We start from the raw sequence: 9,951 nt of genomic DNA on the forward strand, positions 1-9,951 counted from the left end.
AGCGTCGTACGGGCCGGGTACCGCAGCCGGCAGCGCCCCATCGGAGCCCGGAGGCGTGCGCTCGCCGGGCGGCGTGCCCTCGCCGGGAGGCGTTCCGCCGGGGAACGCGCGGGCGCGGCCGGCCAGTTCCTTGCGCGCCGCCAGCCAGCGTTCCGTGGTCTCCGGGTCGGTGCCGCAGGCGCGGACGAAGGCGGCCAGCAGCTCCTCGCGGGGCAGCGTCGTACGGGCCAGCATGTTCGCGACCGTCGAGCGCGGCAGGCTGTCGCCGAGCGCCTCCGCACGGGCCGACAGCTCCCGGTAGGTCAGCCCCGACCAGTCCTTCAGCTCCTGCAGCCGGGTCAGGAAACCGGCCGCGTCGCACAGGTCGCCCGGGCCGGGAGCTCTCTCCCCGTCGGCCATCCGCCCTCGCCCCTCCCCGCTCGGCATCCGGACAGGGCTGGGACATGTCCGGGACAGGGCCCCAGCCTTGTTGAAACGGCGACCGCGCTCAAGAGTGGAATCCGGCCGCACGCCGAAGCGGCCCTGATCGCCTACGGGGGGACGATCAGGGCCGCTCAAAGGCGCGGGGCGCGGGGCGCCGGGGAAGCGGGGATCAGAAGACCGACTCGGCCTCCTCCATCCGGTCGTCGGGCACCGTCTTCAGCCGCGTGACCGCCTCGGCCAGCGGGACCATCGAGACCTTCGTGCCGCGCAGCGCGGTCATCATGCCGAACTCGCCGCGGTGCGCGGCCTCCACCGCGTGCCAGCCGAACCGCGTGGCGAGCACCCTGTCGTACGCGGTGGGCGTGCCGCCCCGCTGGACGTGGCCCAGGATCACCGGCCGCGCCTCCTTGCCGAGCCGCTTCTCCAGCTCCTTCGCGAGCCGGTTGCCGATGCCCTGGAACCGCTCGTGGCCGAACTGGTCGATCTCGCCCTTGCCGTACTCCATGGAGCCCTCGGCCGGGTGCGCGCCCTCGGCGACGCAGATCACCGCGAACTTCTTGCCGCGCGCGAACCGCTCCTCCACCATCTTGACCAGGTCGTCGACCTGGAAAGGCCGCTCGGGCAGGCAGATGCCGTGCGCGCCGCCGGCCATACCGGACTCCAGCGCGATCCAGCCGGCGTGACGGCCCATCACCTCGACGACCATGACGCGCTGGTGCGACTCGGCGGTGGTCTTCAGACGGTCTATGGCCTCGGTGGCGACCATCACGGCCGTGTCGAAGCCGAAGGTGCGGTCGGTGGAGGAGATGTCGTTGTCGATGGTCTTCGGGACGCCGACGACGGGCATGCCCGCGTCCGACAGCATGCGGGCCGCGGTCAGCGTGCCCTCGCCGCCGATCGGGATGAGGACGTCGAGTCCGTAGCGGCGCTTCAACTCGCCGTGGTGCTCGGCGGCTTCGCGCAGCCGGTCGCGCTCCAGACGGGCGGAGCCGAGGATCGTGCCGCCGCGGGCGAGGATGCCGCTGACGGCGTTGAGGTCGAGGGGCCGGTAGTGGCCGTCGAGGAGGCCCTTGAATCCGTCCTCGAAGCCGATGACTTCGTCGCCGTGCCCGGTGAGCGCGCGATGCACGACCGACCGGATCACTGCGTTCAGGCCGGGGCAGTCGCCGCCTGCGGTGAGAACTCCGATGCGCATCGTGCTGTGTCTCCTGCTCGGTAGTCGCCAGTCGCCGGCCGTACGTCGTACGCCGTATGTCGCACGCGTACGGGGAGCCTTTCCGAATTGTCCCACGGAGGACCCGCCGCCCGCGCAGCCTGCCACTCCTCCGAGGGACCGCCACCCTCGCACGGTCTTCTGTTCCCCCTCCGAACACCCGGCAAGCGCCCTACCCACTCGCGGAGGTATTGTCAAGAGGGTATGGCTGCCTCTCGCGGGGCGATTTTGGCCACTACGGAGTATCGAGCGACAGCGGACAGGAGAGCACGGCGTGGCGCGCAGCGTGTACGTGACCGGGATCGACCGCGGGGACGGCCGACAGGTCGTGGAGCTGGGAGTCATGGAGCTCCTGACCCGCCAGGTGGACCGGGTGGGGGTGTTCCGTCCGCTGGTGCACGACGGGCCCGACCGTCTCTTCGAGCTGCTGCGTGCCCGCTACCGGCTGTCGCAGGACCCGGCGACCGTGTACGGCATGGACTACCAGGAGGCGTCGGCGCTCCAGGCGGAGCGGGGCACGGACGCGCTGGTGTCGCGGCTCGTGGAGCGGTTCCACGCGGTGGCCCGCGACTACGAGGTCGTGCTGGTGCTCGGTACGGACTTCGCCGGCACGCAGCTCCCGGACGAACTGGCCCTGAACGCCCGGCTCGCCAACGAGTTCGGCGCGTCCGTGATCCCCGTGGTGGGCGGCAAGGGGCAGCCGTCCGACGCGGTGCGGGCCGAGGCGCGCAACGCGTTCCGGGCGTACGACGGGCTCGGCTGCGACGTCCTCGCGATGGCCGTGAACCGGGTGGCGCCCGAGGACCGCGCGGCGATAGCCGAGCGGCTCGCGGCCCGCCTCCCCGTGCCCTGCTACGTGCTCCCCGACGAGCCGGCCCTCGCCGCGCCGACGGTCGCGCAGATCACGCAGGCGCTCGGCGCGACGGTGGTGCTGGGCGACGACTCTGGGCTCGCCCGGGACGCCCTGGACTTCGTGTTCGGCGGTGCGATGCTGCCGAACTTCCTCAATGCCCTGACCCCCGGCTGCCTGGTGGTCACCCCCGGCGACCGCGCCGACCTGGTGGTGGGCGCGCTGGCGGCGCACTCGGCGGGTACGCCGCCGATCGCGGGTGTGCTGCTGACGCTGAACGAGCGGCCGAGCGAGGAGATCCTCACGCTCGCCGCGCGCCTCGCGCCCGGCACCCCGGTCATCTCGGTGGGCGAGCGGAGCTTCCCGACCGCGCAGGAGCTGTTCTCGCTGGAGGGCAAGCTCAACGCGGCGACGCCGCGGAAGGCGGAGACGGCGCTCGGTCTGTTCGAGCGGCACGTGGACACCGCGGACCTGCTGAAGCGGATGTCGGTGGCGCGCAGCGGCCGGGTCACGCCGATGATGTTCGAGCACGAGCTGCTGGAGCAGGCCCGCGCGAACCGCCGCCGGGTGGTGCTGCCGGAGGGCACGGAGGAGCGGGTGCTGCGCGCCGCCGACGTGCTCGTACGCCGTGACGTGTGCGACCTGACGCTGCTCGGCGACCCGGAGGTGATCCGTAAGAAGGCCGCCGACCTCAGCATCGACCTGTCCGGCGCCCAGCTCGTCGACCCGTCCACGTCCGAGCTGCGGCAGCGGTTCGCCGAGCGGTACGCGGAGCTGCGCGCCCACAAGGGCGTGACGGTGGAGCTGGCGTACGACGTGGTGTCGGACGTCAACTACTTCGGCACGCTGATGGTGCAGGAGGGCCTGGCCGACGGCATGGTGTCGGGCTCGGTGCACTCCACGGCGGCGACGATCCGCCCCGCCTTCGAGATCATCAAGACCAAGCCGGAGGCGTCGATCGTGTCGTCGGTGTTCTTCATGTGCCTGGCGGACGAGGTGCTGGTGTACGGCGACTGCGCGGTCAACCCGGACCCGGACGCCGAGCAGCTCGCGGACATCGCGGTGCAGTCGGCGGCCACGGCGGCGCGGTTCGGTGTCGAGCCGAGGATCGCGATGCTCTCGTACTCGACGGGCACGTCGGGGTCCGGCGCGGACGTGGACAAGGTGCGCGAGGCGACGAAGCTGGTGCGGGCGTCGCACCCGGAGCTGAAGATCGAGGGCCCGATCCAGTACGACGCGGCCGTCGAGCCGTCCGTGGCGGCGACGAAGCTGCCGGACTCGGAGGTCGCGGGCCGGGCGAGCGTGCTGATCTTCCCGGACCTGAACACCGGCAACAACACGTACAAGGCCGTGCAGCGCTCGGCCGGCGCGGTGGCGGTTGGCCCGGTCCTGCAGGGCCTGCGCAAGCCGGTGAACGACCTGTCGCGCGGCGCGCTCGTCAGCGACATCGTGAACACGGTGGCCATCACCGCGATCCAGGCCCAGGCCACCCCCTCCCCCAGCGCGTGACCGACTCCACCACTCCCCCCCGTACAGAAAGCACCGCACCCGTGACCACCAGCGCCACCCGTGTCCTCGTCCTCAACTCCGGCTCGTCGTCCGTGAAGTACCAGCTCCTCGACATGCGGGACGGCGCGCGGCTCGCCGTCGGCCTGGTCGAGCGGATCGGCGAGGCGGTCTCGCGGCTGGTCCACACGCCGCTGACGGACAGTGGTGAGCGCCGGGAGCGCACCGGCCCGATCCCGGACCACGCGGCCGCGCTGAAGGCGGTGGCCGAGGAGCTGGCGGCGGACGGGCTCGGCCTGGACTCGCCGGAGCTGGCGGCGATCGGCCACCGGGTGGTGCACGGCGGCCTGAGGTTCTCGGCGCCCACGGTCGTCACGGACGAGGTGCTGGCGGAGGTGGAGCGCCTGGTCCCGGTGGCGCCGCTGCACAACCCGGCGAACATCACGGGCATCCGCACGGCGCGGGCGCTGCGCCCGGACCTGCCGCAGGTGGCGGTGTTCGACACGGCGTTCCACACGACGATGCCGGAGCACGCGGCGCGGTACGCGATCGACACCGAGGTGGCGGACGCGCACCGGATCCGCCGCTACGGCTTCCACGGCACCTCGCACGCGTACGTGTCGCGCGAGACGGCGCGGCTGCTGGGCAAGGACCCGTCGGAGGTGAACGTGATCGTGCTGCACCTGGGCAACGGCGCCTCGGCGTCGGCGGTGGCCGGGGGCCGGTGCGTGGACACGTCGATGGGCCTGACGCCGCTGGAGGGCCTGGTGATGGGGACGAGGTCCGGTGACATCGACCCGGCGGTGACGTTCCACCTGAAGCGGGTGGCGGGAATGTCGGTGGACGAGATCGACGACCTGCTGAACAAGAAGAGCGGTCTGATCGGCCTGTGCGGCGACAACGACATGCGGGAGATCCGCCGCCGTGTCGACGAGGGCGACGAGCGGGCGCGGCTGGCCTTCGACATCTACATCCACCGTCTGAAGAAGTACATCGGCGCGTACTGCGCGGTGCTCGGGCGGGTGGACGCGGTGGCGTTCACGGCGGGTGTCGGTGAGAACGCGGCGCCGGTGCGGGAAGCTGCCGTGGAGGGCCTGGAGTCGCTGGGCCTCGCGGTGGACGCCGAGCTCAACGCCGTACGGTCCGGTGAGCCGCGGCTGATCTCGCCGGAGGGCGCGCGGGTGGCGGTCGCGGTGGTCCCGACGGACGAGGAACTGGAGATCGCCCGCCAGACGTACTCATTGGTAACCGACTAAAAACAGGAACAACGGAAGAAAAATCAAAAGAACTCGACCGCCTGGACTGCCCTGGACTGCCTCGACTGAGCGGCCCCCCGCCCATTTGTACATTCCGCCAGCCGGAATATTCCGCACTGAAACAAACCGATAGGATCCGCCTTATGCGCCGTTCCAAAATCGTCTGCACACTGGGCCCCGCCGTCGACTCCTACGAGCAGCTCAAAGCGCTCATCGAGGCCGGCATGAACGTGGCCCGCTTCAACATGAGCCACGGAACCCACGCTGAGCACGAGGAGCGGTACCACCGCCTCCGCAAGGCGGCCGAGGACACCGGCCACGCGGTGGGCGTGCTGGCCGACCTCCAGGGTCCGAAGATCCGCCTGGAGACGTTCGCCGAGGGCCCGGTCGAACTGGTCCGCGGCGACGAGTTCACGATCACCGTCGAGGACGTCCCCGGCGACAAGTCCATCTGCGGTACGACGTACAAGGGCCTGCCGGGCGATGTCGCCAAGGGCGACCAGATCCTGATCAACGACGGCAACGTCGAACTGAAGGTCCTGGAGGTGGACGGCCCGAGCGTCCGCACCATCGTCATCGAGGGCGGTGTCATCTCCGACCACAAGGGCATCAACCTGCCCGGCGCGGCGGTGAACGTTCCCGCGCTGTCCGAGAAGGACATCGAGGACCTCCGCTTCGCGCTCCGCATGGGCTGCGACATGGTCGCCCTGTCCTTCGTGCGGGACGCCAACGACGTCAAGGACGTCCACCGCGTGATGGACGAGGTGGGCCGCCGGGTCCCGGTCATCGCCAAGGTGGAGAAGCCGCAGGCGGTCGCCAACATGCAGGACGTCGTGATGGCGTTCGACGGTGTGATGGTGGCGCGCGGCGACCTGGCCGTCGAGTACCCGCTCGAAAAGGTCCCGATGGTGCAGAAGCGGCTCATCGAGATGTGCCGCCGCAACGCCAAGCCGGTGATCGTCGCGACCCAGATGATGGAGTCGATGATCACCAACTCGCGCCCGACGCGTGCGGAGGCGTCCGACGTCGCCAACGCGATCCTGGACGGCGCGGACGCGGTCATGCTGTCCGCGGAGTCCTCGGTCGGCGCCTATCCGATCGAGACGGTCAAGACGATGTCGAAGATCGTCACGGCGGCGGAGGAAGAACTCCTGTCGAAGGGCCTCCAGCCGCTCGTCCCCGGCAAGAAGCCGCGCACACAGGGCGGTTCGGTGGCCCGCGCGGCCGCCGAGATCGCGGACTTCCTGTCCGGCAAGGCCCTCATCGCCTTCACCAAGTCCGGCGACACGGCCCGCCGCCTGTCCCGCTACCGCGCGACCCAGCCGATCCTGGCGTTCACGACGGAGGTCGACACCCGCAACCAGCTCACGCTGAGCTGGGGCGTCGAGTCCTTCGTCGTCCCGCACGTCGACAACACGGACGCGATGGTCGACCTGGTCGACGCGGAGCTCCTGAAGCTCCAGCGCTACAACGCCGGCGACACCATGATCATCACCGCCGGCTCCCCACCCGGCGTCCCCGGCACCACGAACATGGTCCGCGTCCACCACCTGGGCGGCGGCGCCCGCGACTGACACGGCGACAGATCACCACGAGGGCGCCTCTCCGGACGGAGGGGCGCCCTCGGGCTGCTTACGGGGTCAGCCTCGCTGCACGAACTGGTCCAGCTCAAGGAGGTGGTACGCGCCGTACCCGAACCGCCCGCAGAGCATCTCGTACCGGGAGTACTGCTCCTCGGTCAGCGGCACGGACAGGACGAACAGCACCCGCAGGAACAGTCGGAACCCGAGGTCGGGATCGACCCGGGTGACGACCTCCTCCACTGCCTGCACCACGGTCGCCCCCGGAATCCCGTGCCAGTCCGGACTGACGATCCGCTCCGAGAGCAGTGGCGCAACCTCCCGCACCTCCCGCAGCACCTCATCCGTGAGTTCGACGCGAACCGGCTGCATGACGGGCGTGTACGACGGGGCCACCTCTCGCAGGCGCTTGTCGCACTCCTCCACGATCAGCCCGAGCCAGTACCTGGCGTCGATGCTGAACCGGTCGATGCTGAAGCCGCGTTCCGACGCGGCCACCCACAGGGTGGTGATCGTGTCGGAGGACAGCGTGGACTCCAGCAGACGGAGCGCGTCCTCACGCAGCAAGGCCGCCGCGGAGCCGGGAGTCTCGGCGGTGTCATCGCCCGCCGCGGCCTTCTGGACGGTTTCCCGCGCCGTGTGAGCGTGCCAGTCCCCGGCGAACCACGACGTGAGCTCCGAGAAACCGAAGTCTCCTGTGGCGTCCCGCCGGGTCGTGTCGATGGGCAGCCACTGCACATTGAGGCCGTCGTACACCACCGGCCCCGGGTAACGAAGCGCGTGGTCGAGTTCCATGAGGCGGTCGTACTGGTCTTTGCCGACCGGGACGCGATAGGCCTTCAAGACCCGCAGGAGAAGTCTGAATCCGAGCTCTCCGTCGCTCTCCTCGACGATTCTCTCCAGGGCCGCGGGTACCGATTCGGACAGCGGGGCGGCGGAGCCGCTCTTCGCCATCGTGTGCGTCACCTCGGCGGCGACGTTACGCATCTCCCTGACGACGGCTTCACACAGTTCCTCCTCGGCCATGTCCGAGCGCGGCGGTGCGGGCCAGTGGTGGTGGGCCCTCTTCCGGACCCGAGCCGGGCACAGATCCGCGAGACGGCGCAGCCAGCCGCGGACGTCCATTCCGAAGTCGGCCGGGTCGAAGCGCTCACGGGTCGCCGCCAGCCATGCCGTACGCAGCACCTCGTCCGGCAGAGCGGAGTCCAGCAGGCAGCGTACGTCGACACCCAGCTCCACAGCGCCCTCGCCGTCGCAGACGGCGGCCACCGCCGCCGCGTATTCCCATGCCTGCGCATCGTCGAGAGATGCGGGCGCGGAGGACAGCTTCTCGGTGAGCGCGCTGAGGCCGAAATCCCCGTCGTAGATCCCGGCGAACTCCTCGCGTTGCCTTGCCATGCTGGGCTCCTTCCTCGCGGTGTGTCACCGGGTGGGGGGAGGGCCCGCCCCGTTGCCGGGACGGGCCCACCGTTCGGAATGTGGCTGGGAACCCAGCCGGCTTTCATGTCACGGACCGGTCGTCCGTCGATGACGCCTCAAGGGCGCTTCTTCAGCGGGTACGCCGTGTAGACGATGAAGCCCGCGTGGCCGTCCCTCCCAGGCAGCCTCTTGAGAACCACACGTACCTGGTTCCCCGCCTCTTCCCAGGAACGGTCCGTCTTGTACACCTTGCCCAGGGAAGGGTACTTGTCCCATTTCCCCGTGATCGTGAACTCGGTCTTGTTCCGCCACTGGCCCCGATGGTGGATGAAGTTGTCCAGCGCGTCAAAGCTGGCCTGCCTCCGCTTGCCGTTGGGGAAGAAGTAGTGGGCGAGGACGCGGTCGACGGCCTGCTGGGCGATGTCCCCGTCGGTCCACACGGTGCTGATGGGGTCCAGGCCCTTCCGTTGGTTCTCCAGGGCGAACTGAGCGGCCTGCTGCGGCGTCACGTTGACATGCCTGCTCAGCGTGTGCGCCCCGCTCTGCGGAAAGGCCAGTTCGTCGGCCAGGTTCATGCAATTGTGAACCAGCAGGTCCTCCGCACGCGGCCCTTCGGAGCGCACGTAGAACGTGTGCAGTCCATCGACCGTGAGGTCGTAGACCGTACGCGGTTCGAGACCCGTCCGGGTCCGCAGCCCGCTGACGGCCTGCACCTTGTCGTCGGGCGTGCGCAGCCCGTCGCCCGTGCGCAGCTCCGCCACGAGTGTCCAGCCGCGCCCCTCGACGTATACCCGGTGGCCGGCGGTGCTGGTCAGCCGGGACCCATCGGTGAAGGTGATGTCCACCAGCCGGTCCGTGTCGTGCGCGAACGTCGAGGTAACCTCCTGCGGCCGCTGAGCACCGCTCGCCGGGTCGGCTGCCAGCACCCTGTCGCCGCGTCGTACTTCGCTGATCGCCTTGCGGCTGCCGTCCGCCATCAGCACCTGGGTGCTGCCCGGGAAACTGTTGACCCGGCAGGACGTGACCAGGTCCTCGTACAGGTTGACCGTGTTCTCGATCCGCGCGAGCGTCGCGGGGTCGATCCCGTCCAGGGCCTTCAGCGCCTTGAACGCGTCCGCGACTCCGACCCCGGTGTGCAGCGCGGCGTCGAGCGCGCGGATCGCCTCGGCGACCTTGCCGAACGCCTTGCCGGGGATGAAGTTGCTCGCGGCCCAGGCGCAGCCGCTCGCGCTGCCGTGCCAGCAGTCGACGAAGTCCTGGACCAGGACCGCCTTCAGGACCTGGTAGACGACGGTCTGCTTGATCAGGTCCAGCTTGCTGAAGTACTGGGTGACCTCCTTCGTCAGGCCCTTGAAGGTCTCGGTGCTGAGCAGCAGCGTGTCCTCCGGGGGGCAGCCGGAAGACGTCGCCGGCACATCCGGGTTGGTGCACAGGAAGAAGTCGACGGTGGCACTGAACGTCACCGCGAACGTGACCGTGCAGCCCGTGAAGCCGGGCTCGATGACGCAGTCGTTCTTCTGCTTGGCGTCGGTGACCTCGACACTGTCCTCGTCTACGACGTAGAAGGTGCCGCCGATACCACCGGTGCCGGCGCCGGTCGCAACCTGCTGGTTCGCCTTCTTCCGCTCGGCCGCCTCCGCGGCCTTCTGCGCCTCCTCCGCGTACTTCTGCGCGTCCTTCGCCGCCTGCTCCGCCGCCGTGGCG

General features: G+C 70.0%; 7 protein-coding genes. 3 read left to right on the forward strand and 4 right to left on the reverse strand.

Annotated elements, in window-relative coordinates; all coding sequences use genetic code 11:
- Together HTZ82_RS03005 and HTZ82_RS03010 are read right to left on the reverse strand one after the other, a co-directional pair.
- Positions 1–399: helix-turn-helix transcriptional regulator (locus HTZ82_RS03005; protein WP_175407679.1), on the reverse strand; the 399-nt coding region annotated here is incomplete at its 3' end.
- 193 nt (positions 400–592) lie between these two features.
- Entirely contained in the window at positions 593–1,618 is a 1,026-nt protein-coding gene (locus HTZ82_RS03010; protein WP_175407680.1) for an ATP-dependent 6-phosphofructokinase, read from the reverse strand.
- Positions 1,619–1,910: 292 nt separating this feature from the next.
- Here HTZ82_RS03010 and pta point away from each other — a divergent pair, with 292 nt between their 5' ends.
- The 3 genes from pta (at position 1,911) to pyk (ending at position 6,822) form a co-directional block, all read left to right on the forward strand.
- On the forward strand, positions 1,911–3,995 hold the full coding sequence (gene pta / locus HTZ82_RS03015) for a phosphate acetyltransferase (RefSeq protein WP_175407681.1): 2,085 nt from the start codon (positions 1,911–1,913) through the stop codon (positions 3,993–3,995).
- Positions 3,996–4,036: 41 nt separating this feature from the next.
- Positions 4,037–5,248, forward strand: a complete 1,212-nt coding sequence (locus HTZ82_RS03020; RefSeq protein WP_175407682.1) for an acetate kinase — start codon at positions 4,037–4,039, stop codon at positions 5,246–5,248.
- A 143-nt stretch (positions 5,249–5,391) separates the two neighbouring features.
- Positions 5,392–6,822, forward strand: a complete 1,431-nt coding sequence (pyk, locus tag HTZ82_RS03025) for a pyruvate kinase (protein WP_175407683.1) — start codon at positions 5,392–5,394, stop codon at positions 6,820–6,822.
- Positions 6,823–6,888: 66 nt separating this feature from the next.
- On the opposite strand, the gene HTZ82_RS03030 is transcribed toward pyk, so the two are convergent.
- On the reverse strand, positions 6,889–8,226 hold the full coding sequence (locus HTZ82_RS03030; RefSeq protein ID WP_175407684.1) for a hypothetical protein: 1,338 nt from the start codon (positions 8,224–8,226) through the stop codon (positions 6,889–6,891).
- Positions 8,227–8,363: 137 nt separating this feature from the next.
- Positions 8,364–9,951, reverse strand: a 1,588-nt coding sequence (locus HTZ82_RS03035) for a polymorphic toxin-type HINT domain-containing protein (RefSeq protein WP_254711579.1), incomplete at its 5' end; no start/stop codon positions are given.

The organism is Streptomyces sp. TRM64462, from assembly GCF_013362995.1.
In the GTDB taxonomy this organism is placed as follows: domain Bacteria; phylum Actinomycetota; class Actinomycetes; order Streptomycetales; family Streptomycetaceae; genus Streptomyces.

Coding starts and splice junctions, on each gene's coding strand:
- HTZ82_RS03010 (WP_175407680.1), bottom strand. CDS start 1,618: ATGCGCATCGGAGTTCTCACCGCAGGCGGCGACTGCCCCGGCCTGAAC.
- pyk (WP_175407683.1), top strand. CDS start 5,392: ATGCGCCGTTCCAAAATCGTCTGCACACTGGGCCCCGCCGTCGACTCC.
- HTZ82_RS03030 (WP_175407684.1), bottom strand. CDS start 8,226: ATGGCAAGGCAACGCGAGGAGTTCGCCGGGATCTACGACGGGGATTTC.